Below are 17,911 nucleotides of genomic sequence, written 5' to 3'. Positions count from 1 at the left end.
ATAATTCATAGCTATAATAAAAGGGTGAACGTACTCAGAGTATGTTCACCTTTTGTTTCTCCAAGGTAATTTCTTGGGTTATTTAATTATGAGGTGGCAAACCGGAGATTGCGAAGTTTGGCACGGCATTAAGACTGATTACTAAGCTTTACTTGGTCATTAACCGGCCTTAGCAAGTTTCATCATAGCTTTCGTTCGGGCTTCGCCAAAATGTTTGTTCTCGGCAATGAGAATTCGTGCACAGGCATAACTATCTGCCAGCGCGTTATGGTGATGTTCCAGCGGAATTTTTAACGCAGCACTGACCGTATCCAACCGATGATTCGGCAACTTCGGTAAAAATTGCCGTGAAGTCCGAACAGTGTCGATCACCTGATAGCGCGGCGCAGCGATGCCATAACGGTCAAGTGTCAGGCGTAACACCGACACATCGAATGGGGCATTGTGAGCCGTGACGATGCGACCCGGTGTATAAAACATCTGGATATGTGGCCAAACCTGATCAAAAGTCGGCTGGTTCTGGACCATATCTGGTGTGATCCCGTGAATCCGAATATTTTGCGGATCAAAGTGCATCTGTGGGTTGATGAGCGTATAAAAGCTATCAACGACCCGATTTTGCTGCACGACCACAATGGCGAGCGAACAAGCCGAGGCACGTTTGCGATTGGCGGTTTCAAAATCCATGGCAATAAAATCCATTTTTGACGCTCCTATAGTAAATCCTGCGTTGTGAGTTCAACCGGACAGTGGTCACTGCCCATGACATCGGTTAAAATTTTGGCATCTTTGACATATGGCTGAAAGTTTGAACTGGCAACAAAGTAGTCAATCCGCCACCCGGCATTATTGGCGCGCGCATGGAATCGATAACTCCACCAAGAATAAGTGACCGTGTCGGGATATAGATGGCGGAAAGTGTCAATAAAGCCGCTATTAAGCTGCTTGGTAAAATCGGTACGTTCCTCGTCGGTGAACCCAGCGTTATGGTGATTGGTTTTATCATTTTTAAGATCGATCGGTTCATGAGCAACGTTTAAATCGCCGCAATAAACCAATGGCTTCTTTTCTGCCAATCGGGTGGTATAGTCGCGAAAGTCCTTATCCCATTGTTGCCGATAATCGAGCCGCTTGAGTTCACCGCCAGAGTTGGGCGTATAAACCGTCATTAAGTAAAACTTGGGATATTCAAGCGTAATGATGCGGCCTTCTTTATCATGCTCGGGAATTCCCATTCCGTAAGTCACATTGAGCGGTTTGTGTTTCGTAAAAATCGCGGTGCCTGAATAACCTTTGCGTTCTGCGTAGTTAAAATACTGATAGTAGCCAGGAAGGTCAAGCGTCACTTGGCCTTCCTGCATTTTGGTTTCTTGAAGACAAAACCAATCAGCATCCAGTGCATTAAAGATTGTCATAAAGTCTTTTTTTAAGACGGCTCGCAAGCCATTGACGTTCCACGAAATCAATTTCAAAGAATTTCACTCCTATCGTTACATTGCCATTTTATTCTACTAGACTTTTCTACCAAACGCACGGGGAGCTAAGTGCTCACGAACCTGCTCACTGGCTCAGAAACCAGAGTGTCAGGACCTCGGTCGCAATGGCCAAAAACCGGCCATAAGTTGTCCGACACTGTCGCGTAAACGCGTTCGCAGGCCCAGAAACCTACACATAAGGACCTCGGACTAAATGGCCAAAGATCAGCCATTTAAGTCCGAGGCCACTTATGCTCCGGTTTCTAACCGGGCCTGCTCACGCTCTCCAAGTGTTCACAATCGTCAATTTCTGCTAAAATATATTAAGTAGTCTTTTTGAAAGGACCTGATGTTGTGGTAGATGCACCACGGATGCTTGAAGGGATCACCATCATGCATGATGAGCCGTTAAGTCATTATACGTTTACAAAAACCGGTGGGCCAGCTGATTTACTGGCTTTTCCTAAAAACGTCGCCGAGGTTCGGACTCTGGTTGAATCCGCGCGGCAACAGCATTTGCCTTTGACCGTCATTGGGAACGCAAGTAATTTAATTGTGCGCGATGGCGGTATCCGTGGGCTGGTCTTGATTTTGACGGCCATGAACGAAATTATGGTGACCGGAAACACTGTAACTGCCCAAGCAGGCGCACGTCTTATCGATACGACTGAAGCTGCATATCGTGCCGGACTGACCGGTCTTGAGTTTGCGGCCGGAATTCCCGGAAGTGTCGGCGGCGCACTTTTCATGAATGCCGGTGCTTATGGTGGTGAAGTCTGCAATGTCATCAGCAGTGCCCATGTGTTGACGCGCACAGGTGAACTCAAGACTTATAACCATCGCGAATTAAAGTTTTGGTATCGCCACAGTATCGTTCAAGATACCGGAGATGTTGTGTTAAGTGTCACTTTTTCCCTGAAGCGCGGCGACAAACCGGCAATTCGGGCTAAAATGGACGAATTGAACGCAAGACGAGCGGCCAAACAGCCATTAGAATATCCGTCATGCGGGTCTGTTTTTAAGCGACCGCCACATCATTTTGTGGGTCCGATGATTCAAAAAGCCGGTTTGCAAGGTCACATTATTGGTGGTGCGCAGGTTTCAATGAAACATGCAGGTTTTATTATCAATTTAGGCGACGCAACTGCCACTGACTATCTGAATATGATCCACCTGATCCAGAAAACGGTCAAAGCCAAATTTGGTGTCGATTTGGAAACCGAAGTTCGCATTATTGGCGAGCCATTGCAGTCATAGCTTACATTCAAAATAAAAGAAAGGGGCCCAACAATGCATTTAGTCGAAGCCGTCTTGTTCTTGATGGCGCTGGTCATCGTGTCGAACGTGCTCAGCCACTACATTGTCGCTGTCCCGGTATCTTTGATTCAAGTCGCGCTGGGACTCGGCGCGGCTTTGTTTTTTCATTTAACAATTAATTTAGCGACTGATTGGTTTATGCTCTTGTTCATTGCGCCGTTGTTGTATTACGATGGACGTCATTTTCCACGGCGGGAGTTGTGGGAGTTGCGCGGTCCGATCATCGGAAATGCGATTTTCCTGGTCTTTGCAACGATGCTGGTTGGTGGTTATTTGATTCATTTCCTGATCCCACCACTGCCACTACCTGCGAGTTTTGCCTTGGCAGCGATTCTCAGTCCGACTGATCCGATTGCGGTTCAAAGCCTAGCTAAGCGGGCACATTTACCAAGTGGCGTGTTGCACTTAGTAAGCGGGGAAAGTCTGATTAATGATGCCAGCGGCTTGATCGGATTCAAATACGGTATTGCCGCAACCTTGACGGGAACATTTGCTTTTGGTCACGCCGTCCAGGACTTCTTGTATGTGTCATTAGTTGGCGCATTGGCTGGACTTGTTTTAATCGGAATCATTAACTTAAGTCGAAACTGGCTACTGCAACAAGGCATTAATGATGTCATTCTGCACACGATCTTACAGGTGTTAACGCCGTTTTTTATTTATTTGATTGTTGACGAATTTATGCACGCTTCCGGCGTCATTGCCGTGGTTGTGGCGGGGCTGCTGAGCAATACGCAGCACAATCGGTATGTGGCTGCATTGCCGGAATTAAGAATCGTGTCAGAGCGAACTTGGGATTTAATTGTTTACACGCTTAACGGGATTATTTTCCTGATTCTAGGCATCGAACTGCCGGTGGCGATGCGCGATACGATTGCCGATCATGAAGTCAGCACATTACAGGCACTCGGCTTTGTCGTGTTGGTCTATCTTGGAATTTTGATTTTACGAACCTTATGGATTTATGGCTACATGTTACTGACGGTGCGGTCAAAAGGCAACCAGCCTTCATGGCGTGCGGCATTATTAAGCGGCATTTCAGGAGTTCGCGGTGCCATCACGTTGGTTGGGGTATTTGCGGTACCAACCGTACTGGCTAATGGCGATCCGTTTCCAGAACGCAGCCTGATGTTATTTATCGCGGCAGGCGTTGTGGTGGTGAGCCTGATCGTTGCGATTGTAGCCTTGCCGATTGTGACACGCTCAGTCGCACCTTTACAAACGCGTGGTTCCACCATTGCAACAACCGATGATGATACTGAAGATGATGAGGATCACGCCAATGATGTACGGATTATTTCGTTGAGCCAAGCACAGATGTTTGTGTACCAGATGGCCGTGCGTCGAGTTGAATCCGAGCGCCGCGAGAATAATCAAAAAGCCGCGTTGGATCTCATCGCGGAATATCAGAATCTGATTCGTCGACTAGAGCTGGCTGAAGACACCGGTGCGGCAATTCCGCCACTGGTCCAAGATGAACTCGACTTGCGCAAAGTCGGCGTTCAAGGCGAATTATATGCGTTGGATGATTTGTGGCGGGAAAATAAAATCATGTCGAAAAGTTATGCCAAAGCCCGCAAGCAATTGAAACACCGAATGGATGATTTGGACTCGATGGCTAAACGCTCGGGACGTCCGACATTACGCATGCTTTTTGACCGCTCCGCACTGCGACTATCACACTTCTGGTACACGGTAGCCAGCGAGCAGAACCGCTCGCATCGCTTCTTTAACGAGAAATTGTTCATTGAAAAAGAAACAGCAAAAGGCGGTTTGAAGTACTTGTCGAAGTTTCTCCGGCAAAAAGAAAACAAGGCCCACCATTACAATCGCCAGGTGATTTATTCATTGATTGTCCAGTATCGCAATCGTATTGCCTCGGTCAAGGCGTTGAATACGCATAAATCCACCCAATACGAGCATGAGCTAAGTCGATTGCGCGCGATTGCCTTTGCTGCAGAGCGTACGGCGATTCATGATTTGATGGAGAAAGGCTACATCACCATGACGATGGCGCAGCGATTGAACCAAAATGTCAATTTCACCGAAAACGCAGCGACTCTGACGTCTTTGGAGGAAGTTTGATTTTTGAAGACTGACAAGGCTGGCGTGATGCTAGGTTAATAAATGAATGGCGACATCATATTTTCTCAAAGGAAAATGTGATGCCGCCATTTTTGTGCGCTAACGATTTGCGCCGATATTCGTTGAATTTTCGGACCGGCAGTCCCGCTTGAAAAATATTTTTACACATCTCAGTCATAAAAGCTTGCGTTGGTGCATGACATTTGTATAATAGGCAGAGTCAGTAAACTTGAAGTTTAGTTTAACGAAACCTAAAAAGGCGGTGTGCCATGGATATTGGCAGTAAAATTCGTGATCTGCGCATTCGAAAAAACCTGACGCAGGAAGAACTTGGCGAACGGACAGATTTATCGAAAGGGTATATTTCGCAGGTTGAACATGACCAAAGTTCACCGTCATTAGAGACTTTTTTTGATATCCTGAGCGTTTTAGGCGAGTCCCCGGCTGATTTTTTCCGGGAAGAGCCAGTCGATTCGCTGGTCTACCACGAAGAGGATCAGGTCACTTATCTGGATGAGGATAAAGGTTATCAATTGAAGTGGTTGGTGCCGGAGAGCAATGAGAATGAGATGGAGCCAGTGATGATCGATTTTGCCCCGAATGGCTTTTTCAAAACTTTTGAACCATCTCCGGCAGAGACATTTGTTTACGTTGTCAGCGGCAAAGTGAAACTGCTGTTAGGTGATCAGGCTTATGTCGCTAAAAAAGGGGAAACTATCTATTTTCACGCGACGAAGCAACATCAATTGGTGAATGCAGCAACCGGTCGCAGCAGGTGCCTGCTAGTTGCGACAGCATCTTATCTATAAGGAGTTGGGTTCATTGAGCAACATTATTGTTGAATTAAAGCATGTCGGCAAACGGTACGGCGACACGCAGGTATTAAAAGATATCAATATCGAGATCGAACAAGGAAAATTCTATACGTTGCTTGGTCCGTCTGGCTCCGGTAAAACTACGATTTTGCGTGCCATTGCCGGATTTTTGGATGTCTCGGAAGGCGAAGTTCTTTTTGATGGCAAAAAAATAAATGATGTTCCGGCTAACCAGCGCAAAGTGAATACTGTTTTCCAGGATTATGCGTTATTTCCGCACCTTAACGTCTTTGACAATGTTGCGTTTGGGTTGCGGTTGCATCGGATGAGCAAAGAAACGATTCAAACTAAGGTGACAGATGCGCTTAAAATGGTTCGGCTGCAAGGGTATGCTGACCGGGAAATTTCCGAGCTATCAGGTGGCCAGCAACAGCGCGTCGCCATTGCCCGGGCGATTGTCCTTGAGCCGCAAGTGTTACTTTTGGACGAACCATTATCGGCGCTTGACGCTAAGCTGCGTAAAGATATGCAGTATGAACTGCGTGAATTGCAGGAAAGGTTGGGGATCACCTTCCTGTTTGTGACCCATGACCAAGAAGAAGCGCTTGCATTATCAGATGAAATTTTTGTCATGAACGATGGCCAGGTACAGCAAAGTGGCACGCCGGTGGATATTTACGATGAACCAGTCAACCATTTTGTTGCTGATTTTATTGGTGAAAGCAATATCATCCCCGGTCACATGATTAAGGATTTCTTGGTTGAATTCAATGGCAAACAGTTTGAATGTGCCGATGCCGGTATGCGGCCCAATGAACCCGTTGAAGTTGTTTTACGGCCGGAAGATTTGGATATTACGGCAGCAGACGCCGGTAAAGTGAATGTTGAAGTCGATACCCAACTATTCCGCGGTGATTATTACGAAATTGTCGCTTACGACCAACTGCAAAATGAATGGTTGATTCACTCGACGAATCCGGCAAAAGACGGGGAAACGGTCGGATTAACCTTTGATCCTGAAGATATTCACGTCATGCGACTGAACGAATCCGAAGAAGAGTTCGACGCACGGCTGGAAACCTACGAAGGCGACTGATCCATAGTAGGAGGATGGGTGTTTGTCGGTGTTTATAGTCTGGAAAGGCCACCACTTGGCGGGCACCATTAGATTTTGAATCTGAGGAGGGTCATCGTGAAAAAATCCACCACGAATGTTGCATTTTATACACCTTATGTGATGTGGCTCGCACTATTTGTCATCGCGCCAATGGTGTTGATCGTTTATCAAAGCTTTTTTGATATTAGCGGCCATTTTACCTTGGCAAATTACCAAACTTATTTTCAGTCCGGCACTTATATTATGATGACGATTAATTCGGTTTGGTATGCTTTTTTGATCACGTTTGCCACGTTATTGATCAGTTATCCGACTGCCTATTTGCTGCATTACGCCAAGCATAAGCAACTGTGGCTGTTACTGATCATCTTACCGACATGGATTAACTTGTTACTAAAAGCATATGCGTTCATCGGCATCTTCAGTCAGGACGGCGGGGTTAACAGTTTCTTAGGGATGTTTGGGATTGCGCCGCAACAATTTCTTTTTACTGATTTCAGCTTTATTTTTGTCGCTGCGTACATCGAAATTCCGTTCATGATTCTGCCGATCTTCAATGCGATTGAAGAATTGCCGGAGAATCTGGTGAATGCTTCGCAGGATCTGGGGGCAAAAGGCTGGCAGACGTTTACCAAAGTGGTTTGGCCGTTGACGATTTCCGGAGTCAAATCTGGGGTTCAGGCGGTGTTTATTCCAAGTTTGAGCCTGTTCATGTTAACCCGATTAATTGGTGGAAATCGAGTCATCACCCTTGGTACCGCCATTGAAGAGCATTTTTTGACGACAATGAACTGGGGCATGGGCTCAACGATCGGTGTGGTCTTGATTGTCGCTATGTTTATCATCATGTTCCTGACCGGTGAACGAAAGAAGAAAGGGGTGCGCCGTCATGAAGCGTAAGTTCAAATGGTCCTACCTTTATCTGATTTTCGTGTTCATCTGTCTGTATGTGCCGATTTTTTATCTCGTGATTTATTCATTCTCAACTGGGGATCGGATGAGCAACTTCTCCGGCTTCACCTGGAAACATTACGCCGAGTTATTTGCGGACACGCGGATGATTCAGATTGTTCTGGATACATTGTTGGTGGCGTTGCTGTCGAGTTTAATTGCGACGATTATCGGCGCATTGGGCGCGCTGGCCATTGATCGAACCAGCCGTCCCGTGATGAAAAATACGATCTTGTCACTCAACAATATTCTGATGGTGAGTCCAGATGTTATTATCGGTGCCAGTTTTCTGATTTTCTACACGGCCTTAAAGGTTCCGCTGGGATTCTGGTCAGTGCTGATGAGCCATATCGCTTTTTCCATTCCAATTGTGGTGTTGATGATTTTGCCGCGTCTGCAGGAAATGAGTCATTCGTTGCTGGATGCTGCGCGTGATTTGGGCGCTTCCAACTATCAGGTGCTGACGCGTGTGATTGTGCCGTACATCACGCCAGGTATTTTCTCGGGATTCTTCATGGCATTTACCTACTCGTTGGATGACTTTGCGGTGACTTTCTTCGTGACCGGTAATGGGTTTGAAACGTTGGCTGTCGAGATTTATGCCCGCGCCCGCCAAGGCATTAGCTTAGAAATCAATGCATTATCCGGAGTCATGTTCGTCTTTGCCTTATTGCTGGTCGTCGGTTACTACTTCCTTCAACGGGCGGGCCAAAGCCGCCGAGCAAAACACAAGCGAGAAAGCGAGGCGTTGATCAATGAAACGACTCATTAGTATTGCACTCGCCATCCTGGCCGTCTGCCTGGGATTAGCGGTTTGGAGTCAAGATCTGCAAAAATCGCAAGGTAATACCGGCGACAACACGCTGAATCTTTTCAACTGGGGCGATTATATTGATCCTGCATTGATCAGTAAGTTTGAAAAGCAAACCGGCTATCACGTGAATCAGGAAACATTTGATTCCAACGAGGCGATGTTCACCAAAATCCAGCAAGGCGGCACTAGCTATGATTTGACGGTCCCGTCAGATTATATGATTGAGAAAATGAAAAAAGCCCATCTGCTTTTGCCGCTTGATCAGAGCAAACTACACGGGATGCAGAATATGGATCCGCGTTTGATCAATAAAGAATTTGATCCGGGCAATAAATACAGCATTCCCTATTTCTGGGGGACACTGGGCATCATTTATAATGACAAGTTTGTCAAAGCCAGCGAAGTCCAGCACTGGAATCAGTTGTGGAATCCTAAATTTAAAGATTCAATCATGCTCATCGACTCAGCGCGCGATGTTTTTGCGCCAGCGTTGATTTCGATGGGAAAGTCTGTTAACGAAACCAATCCACAGACGCTGGCCGTTGCCAAAGCCAAACTCGATCAATTGTCGCCCAACGTCAAAGCCGTTGTCGCCGATGAAATCAAAATGTACATGGCCGAAAACGAAGCCAAAATTGCTGTCGACTGGTCAGGTGAAGCCAGTGAAATGCTGGCCAACAACAAACACCTGCATTATGTTGTTCCGCGAGAAGGCAGCAATCTTTGGTTTGACAACCTGGTGATTCCAAAAACTGCCAAACATTTCAAAGCCATTTACGCCTTTCTTAACTTCATGATGGAACCCAAAAACGCCGCTCAAAATGCCGAATATGTCGGTTATGCGACACCAAATGCTGCAGCCAAAAAGCTGCTGCCAAAAAGCGTCCAAAATGATCGGCAGTTCTATCCAGATGACGAGACTATGAAGCATCTTGAGATCTACTCAGACCTACCGCCGGCGAAGGTTGGGCTGTACAATGACTTATTCTTAGAATTTAAGATGTACCGCCGATGAGAGATCACGGTTAAAACTATCCGCATCAACTGGAGAAAGTCTCTGATTGATGCGGATTTTTTGTTTTGAAGTCGCGATGATTTTTATAGTATCAAACAAACCGCAACAGTGGGATGACTCTCCAACTGTTGTGGCTTGTTCGATCATCTAAAAATGCCTTTAACAAGTTAAGATAATCCGTCAAAGACCGCAAACTTTACGCTTGTAAAAATGGTCAAATCGGCTTAATCAGACAGACTTGATAGAAAGTATACAGTAGTCCTAGACAGTTCAATCAGGTATGATAGTTGTATATGAGGTGACCCAAATGAGAAAGCACAGTCGTCACGACGAAGGCTTATGGCTTGATATCATTTGTTGTCTGAGTCTGTGGTTGGCAGTGGCTTGTCTGTTATTAGCAGCTTTGGCAATTAAAGTAAACCGACCTTATATCATCATCACGCTGGCCTTTGGACTTTGCGCGTTCGGTGAGACGGTCACGGTTTTTAAAAAATGGTGAGTTGCAGCCAGTTTGTTTCGTTTAAGAGCGGAGTAATCAAGGCACATTAATTGGTTAAAGAATGATAAACATAGGCCAACTAGAAAAGGTTCAAAAGACATGATAGATATGCCTTTTGAACCTTTTTGAGCTAATTAATAACACATGCTAAGCTTTCAATTATTAGCACTTGATCCACGAGCAGTCGTCGCGACTTTTTCACGTGATAAGCGCCGCCGATTGAGCCACTTGCGACCTTCTTCAATTAAGAAGAGCGGGATCGGAATACTTGCCAGGAAAAGCCAGTCGGTGAGTGCCAGCGGGCCGGTGTGGAACAGGTTTTGCAGGAACGGCGTGTAGCTAAGCAACGCCAATAGGAAGATTTCAAAAGCAATGCCGAACCAGACGAGGTGATTGGCAAATAGACCGACTTTGAAGACCGAAGCATTTTCGGTTCGGCAGTTCATGGCTGCGGCAATCTGGCAGAAGATGATTGCCGCAAGGGTCATGGTTGTGGCCATGACGTAGGTTGATCCGCTGGTTGCCAAGCCGCGTAATGGCCAGCCGTTTAGATGGTTGACGAAGAAGTAAGCGCCAGTGGAAATAATGGATGCAATTAAGCCATACCAGGCAAACGCCTTCCATAAAACGGTGCGGTTCATGAGGTGAGCATTCCGGGCGCGTGGCGGTTTATCCATGATGCCAGGCTCGGCTTTTTCCGATCCTAATCCCAATGCCGGCATCATGTCTGTTCCGAGGTCGACAGTCAGAATTTGCATAACTGTCAATGGTAACGGGATGGCACCACGCGAGAATAGGAAGAGAGCAGATGGCGCGGCTTCTGGCAGGTTGGAGTTCAGAATGTAAACCAGAAACTTTTGAATGTTACTGTAAACGGTGCGACCTTCTTCAATGGCAGCCACAATCGAAGCAAAGTTATCGTCCGTGAGAATCATGTCGGCAGCATCCTTGGCCACATCGGTTCCGGTGACGCCCATGGCAACGCCAATGTCCGCTTTTTTCAACGCAGGCGCATCGTTCACGCCGTCACCAGTGGATGCGACGATTTCGCCCATGGCCTGTAAGGTTGAAACGATTTTATATTTTTGTTCAGGTGCAACCCGTGCAAAAATGATTTCGCCTGCCAGTGCCTGCTTGAGATCGTCTTGACTCATGGTATCGAGTTCAGTGCCGGTGACGACGCGTGCTTTATCGGAGGTCAGGCCAATTTTAACGGCAATTGACTTCGCAGTTAGCGAGGAATCCCCGGTCACCATGATGATTTTGATGCTGGCGCGGTGGCATTTCTCGATGGCATCATAGATTTCTGGACGAGGCGGATCGGACATGATGGCCAAACCGACAAAGGTAAGTTTGGTTTCGGCAGTTTCAATCGTGAGATTATCGAGCTGGCTTTTTTTATCGGCTTCTTGCGGAATCTCTCGATAGGCGGTAGCGATTGAACGGAGGCCTAAAGAAGCATACTTATGGTTGGCAGCATCAATCGCTTCTTTGTCTGCTGCGGTTAAAGGGCGGACCTTGCCATTTTCCTGAATGGTGTCGCAGTGGGGCAATAAATCGCTGAGTGAGCCTTTGGTGCAGATGGAAAGTGTACGGTCATCGTGCTGGTGAATAGTGGTCATTCGTTTGCGGTCTGAATCAAAAGGCAATTCTTTAAGTCGCGGATATTTTTTGGTATAAGCGTTTACGTCGATTCCGGACTTTTGGGCTAGAATCACTAGCGAGGCTTCAGTCGGCGTGCCGAGAATTTTCGGACGAGCTTTGCCTTTTGCTGGTTCGACTTCGGTGTCGTTGTTGAATGCGACAAGGCGAATGAGGAGGTCCAAGTCGGGATCGTTTCCGTACTGAATCGGCTTGCCGTTGAGTTCGATATGACCGTTGTTGACATAGCCTTGGCCAGTTACCTTGTAAGCATGTGATCGGGTCCAAACGTGGTCGACCGTCATCTGGTTTTGAGTCAGAGTGCCGGTTTTATCCGAGCAGATCACGGTGGTTTCGCCTAACGTTTCGACACTGTTTAAATCTTTGAGCAAAGCATGTTTTTTGGCCATGCGCTGAACACCTTGAGCAAGCGATAGCGTTACGGTTGGCAACAGGCCTTCAGGGATGAACGCAACGATCATGCCCAAAGCAAAAATAAAGCTTTGCGCGACCGGATAATGAACAAAGAAAATGGCAGCGACGAAGAAAATAACCCCTAAACTGATGGCAATTAGCGAAATCTGTTTGGTTAGCCGATTGAGTTCCAATTGTAACGGACTCAAACTGCGCTTTTGCTGCTGGGTCAACGCGGCAATCCGGCCAAATTCGGTTTTCATGCCTGTCGCAAAAGCAATCGCGGTTGCGGTTCCAGCGCCTACTGTGGTGCCGGCATAAACCAAATTGGATTCAGCAAATTCACCTTGACCGGCATCGTATGCAACTTTTTTGGATTCAGGGACCGACTCACCAGTGAGGGCACTCTGATCAACTTGAACGGAGGTCGCTTTGATCAGCCGCGCGTCAACCGGCACCGCATTGCCGGCTTGCAGGTTAAATACGTCACCAGGGACAATTTGCGTGGCATTAACCTGTTGCAACTTACCATCTCGATAAACTTGGGTGTAAGTCGGCAACATTTTCATGAGTGAATCCGTTGCCTTCTGGGCTTCGTGTTCCTGCCAGTAACTAAAAATACCATTAATAACGTTGACCAGCCAGATGGCAATGCCAAGCTCCAGGGTACCGGATAGGATTGCAACGAACCCGCTCACCCATAAAAGAATTGCCATCACACTGGTAAAGTTTTTAAGAAAGACTAGTAACTGGGATTTTTGCTTCTCGCGGGCGATCGTATTTTCACCATATTTCGCAAGACGTGCAGCGGCTTCTTTTTGACTTAATCCAGTTGACGTTGTGTGCAAGTCTGTCAGTAAATCCGCGACCGATTCAGTTGCAAACTTGCGCCGCGTCTCCTTTTCACTTTTCATGACTCAAACACGGCTCCTTTATAAAGACGTTTAACCCCATTCTAACGTTCTGCGTGATGTAAAACACTTAAAACCGTTGAATTTAAGCGATTTAATTTAGCGATTTGCAGCTGGTATATCTGGCTTTATTAGGCATGTAACCCGCGTTCCAGAAACGCGACCGCCTCGGAAACCGCAGTCTCAAGATCAAAATCAGATTGAACACCAAGGACGACTGGCAAAAGGTAACTTAAAATGGTGCCGAAAATATAACGAAGAATGCGCCCCAGCGGCCAGTTAACTAAAGCGCCTTCACGTTGATAAACACCGAGCACTTTGGTGGCTTGGCTCATGAACTGTTCTTGGAATTTTTCCGCCAGTGCCTGGCTTAAAACGGTGTCTTGCAAAAGTGTGGTGGCCAGGATGCGCAGTTGTGCCAGATTGGCAATCACGAAGGACATACGATTGTGTACGGTGAAGGTTAGAAAGGTATGCAAATCAGGCAGGTGCTGTTCGCCGATTTCATGAATAAATTCGCTAAAAGCACTCGGGATGACCTGTTGAATCATCGGAGCGAGCAACGCCTGAAGAATGCCTTCTTTGGTTTTAAACTGCTTATAAACGGTGCCTTCACTAACGCCGGCCAATTGAGCGATTTCTTTGGTGCTGGTACGATCAAACCCTTTTTCCGAAAATAGTTGCAAACTGGCTTTTAAAACGGACTGTTGCTTAGCCGACAAATGACTGTCAGCAAGCGATGATGAGAATAGGTCCGTCAGATTATGCGACTGCACGGTCCTCACTTCTTTCCTGAATGGATGTTGGTTAAACCTGCCGATATTGGCGCATGGTGATAAGGTTCAGGCTTAAAAATAATAAGAAGAAACCTAGTAAGGCTATGATATCGGGATATAAAACACTTAATGACTGACCTTTTGTGATGATGCCGGTTAAAGCGTTAGCACCATAATAAAGCGGCATGAGACGGGCAATCGGCTGGAGCCAGCCAAGCATTTGGTTCACCGGAATTAAACCGGTAAAGAAAATTTGCGGGATGACGACAAGCGGAATGAACTGTAACATTTGAAATTCCGTATTGGCAAACGTTGAAATGAGGAGTCCCAGCGATAAGGCTGTTAGTGCCAGTAATAAGTTGATCAAGAAAATGGCACCAATATTACCGAGAATCTCGATTTTAAAAACAAGCAACGTGTAGCCGACGATCAAGATTGTTTGCACTAACGCAAAAATGCCATAGCCTAGCAAATAACCGCCAATGATTTCGCCACGCCGAACCGGAGTTGCCAATAATCGGTAAAGTGTGCCAGTGGTACGCTCACGTAACAAGGCAATACCCGAGATGAGGAAAACAAAGAAGAATACGATGAAGCCAATCAGAATCGGCAATAAGGTATCGAAGTACGTTGAGTTAGCCGAGCCATAGCGATAATGCGTGGTAATTTGGTAACTTGCAGTTGCAGAAGATGGCTGCGGAGGTGACACCTGTGCAGCACCATGCGAGGCTTGTTTTAACGCTGAAGCCAGCTTTTGTAAAGCCGCTGCTTGGGTTTTAATAGCGGTGGCCGCCGCCTGCATTTTGAGTTTGATGGTTGCTGCCTGGAGTGTTTGTTTCACAATGGCACTTTGGCTTTGATCGGCATTGGCTAGCAGTAGTGTCAATTTGTCGCCTTTTTGGGTAAGGACACCGGCATAATCGCGATTTTTGATTAAAGTGGTTGGCTTTTCATGACCGACATGGTGAATTCGAATTCGATCTGTGTCCAGTGCTTTCACAATTGGTGTGGCCACACCTCGTACACCTAAGTCAACTTTTGTATTTGTATTCGATTGGAAAAGAAAAAAGATTAACGTCATGATAAACAACGGGGCAATGAACATCAATGCCAGCGTCCGTTTATCTCGAATCATTTCTTTAAAAATACGACTGATCATAGCATTAATGCGCATCTTGCTGCCTCCCTGCGGCTAAAAAGACCGCTTCGATCGAATTTGTCTGGTAATCCGCTTTTAGCTGGGTCGGGGTGCCCTGAGCAATTGCTGTGCCATTGCGAATCATCATAAGTATGTCGGCTTCTTCGGCATCAGCCATGACATGGGTCGTTAAAATAATCGCTGTGCCTTGGTCATGCGCTAGGCGATGGAGTTCTTCCCAGATTTTTCGGCGCAACTCAGGATCAATGCCAATGGTGGGCTCATCCAGAATCAGAAGAGGTGGTTTACTAATCAGTGCAATGGCGAGAGATAGCCGTCGCTTCATTCCACCAGAATAGTTTTTGACAGGTTGGTCAAGTGCTGACTGCAAGTTAACCACATTGGCGGCATAGGTTAATTGCTTCGTCATTTCCTCGTGGCCAACGCCTTGCATTTTGGCAAAAAAGGTTAGGTTTTCGGCTCCGGTTAAGCTTTCATACAGGGCATCAGTTTGCGCCATGAATCCGATGCGCGCTAAGAGGAGGCGGTCCGGAACAGCCTGGTTAAACACCAAAACCTGACCGGCACGCGGCCGCATCATGCCCATAATGGTTCGAATCAAGGTGGTTTTGCCGGCACCGCTTGGACCGATTAAAGCGAGGATTTGCCCGCGTTTTAATGTAAGATCAATGTCACTGAGAACTATTTTTTGACCGTAGCCTTGCTGGAGGCCTGTCACTTGAACAACTGGTTGGATTGTCATCGTTTGATCACTTTCTTTTTAAAAATATAGTGAGTACTCACTCACTTACGATTATCATCCTTTTGATCAAAAAAGCAACCTTATTGTGATCGCTTTCCTGTCTGGTACGCCGCAGCGAATGGCTTCACCTGTTTCCGTGCCCGCCGCTTGGGCATCTCGTGGTATAATTATTCAGAAGTTTGATTTCAAATCAGAATGGAAAGCAGGAACGCGGATGCGCACCTATCTCGCAAATCTATTAACTTGGTCCACCCTTATCAATCTGGTTGACATCCTCGTCGTCTGGTACGTCATTTATCGGTTAATCATGCTGGTTCGCGGCACCAAAGCCGTGCAACTGCTTAAAGGTGTTTTTGTTATTGCGGCCATCAAGATTATTTCCTGGTTTTTGCAACTTAAAACGGTTGGCTATCTGACGGATTTGGTAATTACCTGGAGTGTGCCGGCGCTGGTCATTATTTTTCAACCGGAGATCCGCCGCGGCCTAGAGCATCTTGGGCGCGGATCGTTGATTTTCCGTTCAAACAATAACCAACATGAAGCCGAAACGCGCATGGTCAAGGAGCTGGACAAGGCAATTCAGTACATGAGCAAACGCCGCATCGGTGCTCTAATTACCATTCAAAAAAATACCGGTCTTGAAGATTATATCGAGACTGGTATTCCACTGGATGCGGATATTAGTGGCGAGTTGTTAATCAACATTTTTATTCCTAACACGCCGTTGCATGACGGGGCGGTCATCATCCGCAACAATCGAATTGCGGTAGCCGCGGCTTATTTGCCGTTGTCGGACAGTAACCTGATTCCCAAGGAACTGGGTACGCGTCATCGGGCCGCTGTCGGGATCAGTGAAGTAACCGATGCTTTGACGATTGTTGTGTCTGAGGAAACCGGCGAAGTTACGATTACGAACAACAATAATTTGATACGCAACCTGACACGCGAGGATTACATGAAGTTCTTGACAGCGCAGTTGGTACCAAAAGAAGAGACACGCAACCCAAATCCGGTTGTCAGTTTCTTTTCGCGGCTTTTTAATCAACGCAAAAAGAAGGAGGGCAAGCAATGAATCGCTTATGGGATAATCCATGGGTTAATCGCTTGTTAGCCTTGTTTCTTGCGATCGGGTTGTTTGCTTATGTCAACGTTGAGAGTATTAACAACACGCGGCAGAATGCTAACGATGATACAACTTTGGTAGCAAACAAGACTCAGACTGTGAAAGTACCGTTGCAGGTTAACGCCAATACCGACAAGTATTTCATCACCGGGTACCCGTCAAAAGTATCGGTTGCACTGACAGGAACGGCCTCTTTAGTTACCATGACCGCCAATACTCAGAATTTTCGGGTAGTTGCTGATTTAACTAATCTGGGTGTCGGCAAGCATCGCGTCCATTTGAAGGCGGAAGGTTTGAACAAAGATTTAAGCTACTCGATTTCGCCTAAATCAGTGACTGTCGACATTCAGGTGCGGGAGAATAAGACCATGCCGATTCAGGTTCGCTATAATAAGGCTAGCATTGCTTCTGGTTATGCGGCAGGTGATCCTAAGCTTTCGGCGCGAACCGTTGAAGTGACGGGCGCACGCTCCGTGATTGATTCGATTGCCCAGGTCGTTGCCAATGTCTCGTTGCCCCACAATACTCGTAAAACCGTGGATCAGGAAGTGCTGTTGCAAGCTTTGGATGACAATGGCAATACCATGAATGTGGTGCTGTCACCGCAAACCGTGCATGTGACCTTGCCGATTTCTCGACCCAGTAAAAAAATAAATGTTGAATTGAAGCAAACCGGAAATGCTGCAAATGGGTACACGTACGCCTTGTCGTCAGACACAAAACAGGTTACCGTATATGCAGACCAGCAAAGCCTGGATAAGTTGAGCAAATTGACCATTCCTGTTGATGTCAGTGGCATTACTTCGACAACAACGCGGACGTTCAACGTGACAGATCTCAACGACAGTATTTCTGCAGCTGATCCGAAAACCATTAAGGTGACGGTGAGCGTTGGCAACACGGGAACTGGTCATGGTAATGATGATGTCGGCACCAATGTTAACGCCGGCACGTCGACCGCTGCTTCGAGTGCATCCAGTGCCAGTAGTTCTCAATCAAGTTCGTCAAGCGAAAACACATCAACAAGTGAAAAATAACCACTGGAAGAAATGAGGAA

15 protein-coding genes are annotated in these 17,911 nt (G+C 46.7%); 9 read left to right on the top strand and 6 right to left on the bottom strand.

The genetic code is table 11. The annotated features are described in order from the left end of the window. Window positions 1-159: 159 nt before the first annotated feature. Both BVJ53_RS12520 and BVJ53_RS12515 read right to left on the bottom strand, forming a co-directional pair. The gene (locus BVJ53_RS12520) at window positions 160-702 is read right to left on the bottom strand and encodes a 3'-5' exonuclease (RefSeq protein ID WP_129302691.1); all 543 of its coding nucleotides are present in this window, start codon (window positions 700-702) and stop codon (window positions 160-162) included. Between the two features lie 11 nt (window positions 703-713). After that, the gene (locus tag BVJ53_RS12515) at window positions 714-1,472 is read right to left on the bottom strand and encodes an exodeoxyribonuclease III (protein ID WP_129302690.1); all 759 of its coding nucleotides are present in this window, start codon (window positions 1,470-1,472) and stop codon (window positions 714-716) included. A 357-nt stretch (window positions 1,473-1,829) separates the two neighbouring features. Here BVJ53_RS12515 and murB point away from each other — a divergent pair, with 357 nt between their 5' ends. From murB to BVJ53_RS12475, 7 genes are all read left to right on the top strand, one after another. Further along, entirely contained in the window at window positions 1,830-2,732 is a 903-nt protein-coding gene (gene murB / locus BVJ53_RS12505; protein ID WP_191983449.1) for a UDP-N-acetylmuramate dehydrogenase, read from the top strand. A 33-nt stretch (window positions 2,733-2,765) separates the two neighbouring features. Next, window positions 2,766-4,877, top strand: coding sequence for a cation:proton antiporter (locus tag BVJ53_RS12500; RefSeq protein WP_129302689.1), 2,112 nt, complete (start codon window positions 2,766-2,768; stop codon window positions 4,875-4,877). A 269-nt stretch (window positions 4,878-5,146) separates the two neighbouring features. After that, complete coding sequence (locus tag BVJ53_RS12495; RefSeq protein ID WP_129302688.1) at window positions 5,147-5,686, top strand: helix-turn-helix domain-containing protein; 540 nt, start codon at window positions 5,147-5,149, stop codon at window positions 5,684-5,686. A 13-nt stretch (window positions 5,687-5,699) separates the two neighbouring features. Continuing rightward, window positions 5,700-6,788, top strand: a complete 1,089-nt coding sequence (locus BVJ53_RS12490; protein ID WP_129302687.1) for an ABC transporter ATP-binding protein — start codon at window positions 5,700-5,702, stop codon at window positions 6,786-6,788. 96 nt (window positions 6,789-6,884) lie between these two features. Beyond that, window positions 6,885-7,709 carry an ABC transporter permease gene (locus BVJ53_RS12485; protein ID WP_129302686.1) on the top strand — a complete coding sequence of 275 codons (825 nt, stop codon included), beginning with the start codon at window positions 6,885-6,887 and terminating at the stop codon, window positions 7,707-7,709. Then, complete coding sequence (locus tag BVJ53_RS12480; protein ID WP_129302685.1) at window positions 7,699-8,532, top strand: ABC transporter permease; 834 nt, start codon at window positions 7,699-7,701, stop codon at window positions 8,530-8,532. The genes BVJ53_RS12485 and BVJ53_RS12480 overlap by 11 nt, the downstream gene beginning before the upstream one ends. Beyond that, entirely contained in the window at window positions 8,516-9,589 is a 1,074-nt protein-coding gene (locus BVJ53_RS12475) for an ABC transporter substrate-binding protein (protein ID WP_129302684.1), read from the top strand. The genes BVJ53_RS12480 and BVJ53_RS12475 overlap by 17 nt, the downstream gene beginning before the upstream one ends. 654 nt (window positions 9,590-10,243) lie before the next feature. Here the strand turns inward: BVJ53_RS12475 and BVJ53_RS12465 are convergent. From BVJ53_RS12465 to BVJ53_RS12450, 4 genes are all read right to left on the bottom strand, one after another. Continuing rightward, window positions 10,244-13,057, bottom strand: a complete 2,814-nt coding sequence (locus tag BVJ53_RS12465) for a cation-translocating P-type ATPase (protein ID WP_129302682.1) — start codon at window positions 13,055-13,057, stop codon at window positions 10,244-10,246. A gap of 128 nt (window positions 13,058-13,185) precedes the next feature. Beyond that, on the bottom strand, window positions 13,186-13,830 hold the full coding sequence (locus tag BVJ53_RS12460; RefSeq protein ID WP_129302681.1) for a TetR/AcrR family transcriptional regulator: 645 nt from the start codon (window positions 13,828-13,830) through the stop codon (window positions 13,186-13,188). A 31-nt stretch (window positions 13,831-13,861) separates the two neighbouring features. Continuing rightward, window positions 13,862-15,004 (bottom strand): ABC transporter permease, encoded by a 1,143-nt coding sequence (locus BVJ53_RS12455; protein ID WP_129302680.1) that lies wholly within the window; start codon window positions 15,002-15,004, stop codon window positions 13,862-13,864. Next, entirely contained in the window at window positions 14,994-15,731 is a 738-nt protein-coding gene (locus BVJ53_RS12450) for an ABC transporter ATP-binding protein (RefSeq protein WP_129302679.1), read from the bottom strand. Before BVJ53_RS12450 ends, BVJ53_RS12455 begins: the two co-directional genes overlap by 11 nt. Window positions 15,732-15,945: 214 nt before the next feature. Between BVJ53_RS12450 and cdaA the strand changes: the two genes are divergently transcribed. Both cdaA and BVJ53_RS12440 read left to right on the top strand, forming a co-directional pair. Continuing rightward, complete coding sequence (cdaA, locus tag BVJ53_RS12445) at window positions 15,946-16,803, top strand: diadenylate cyclase CdaA (protein ID WP_129302678.1); 858 nt, start codon at window positions 15,946-15,948, stop codon at window positions 16,801-16,803. Beyond that, window positions 16,800-17,891 carry a CdaR family protein gene (locus BVJ53_RS12440; protein ID WP_129302677.1) on the top strand — a complete coding sequence of 364 codons (1,092 nt, stop codon included), beginning with the start codon at window positions 16,800-16,802 and terminating at the stop codon, window positions 17,889-17,891. Before cdaA ends, BVJ53_RS12440 begins: the two co-directional genes overlap by 4 nt. Window positions 17,892-17,911: the final 20 nt, after the last annotated feature.

Source organism: Lacticaseibacillus chiayiensis, from assembly GCF_004123795.1.
GTDB lineage: Bacteria > Bacillota > Bacilli > Lactobacillales > Lactobacillaceae > Lacticaseibacillus > Lacticaseibacillus chiayiensis.
The sequence above is the reverse complement of the archived record's forward strand: the minus strand, read 5'-3'. Positions and strand labels throughout refer to the sequence as shown.

Coding starts and splice junctions, on each gene's coding strand:
- BVJ53_RS12500 (WP_129302689.1), top strand. CDS start 2,766: ATGCATTTAGTCGAAGCCGTCTTGTTCTTGATGGCGCTGGTCATCGTG.
- BVJ53_RS12475 (WP_129302684.1), top strand. CDS start 8,516: ATGAAACGACTCATTAGTATTGCACTCGCCATCCTGGCCGTCTGCCTG.
- BVJ53_RS12455 (WP_129302680.1), bottom strand. CDS start 15,004: ATGCGCATTAATGCTATGATCAGTCGTATTTTTAAAGAAATGATTCGA.
- cdaA (WP_129302678.1), top strand. CDS start 15,946: ATGCGCACCTATCTCGCAAATCTATTAACTTGGTCCACCCTTATCAAT.
- BVJ53_RS12480 (WP_129302685.1), top strand. CDS start 7,699: ATGAAGCGTAAGTTCAAATGGTCCTACCTTTATCTGATTTTCGTGTTC.
- BVJ53_RS12495 (WP_129302688.1), top strand. CDS start 5,147: ATGGATATTGGCAGTAAAATTCGTGATCTGCGCATTCGAAAAAACCTG.
- BVJ53_RS12450 (WP_129302679.1), bottom strand. CDS start 15,731: ATGACAATCCAACCAGTTGTTCAAGTGACAGGCCTCCAGCAAGGCTAC.
- BVJ53_RS12440 (WP_129302677.1), top strand. CDS start 16,800: ATGAATCGCTTATGGGATAATCCATGGGTTAATCGCTTGTTAGCCTTG.
- BVJ53_RS12465 (WP_129302682.1), bottom strand. CDS start 13,057: ATGAAAAGTGAAAAGGAGACGCGGCGCAAGTTTGCAACTGAATCGGTC.
- BVJ53_RS12520 (WP_129302691.1), bottom strand. CDS start 702: ATGGATTTTATTGCCATGGATTTTGAAACCGCCAATCGCAAACGTGCC.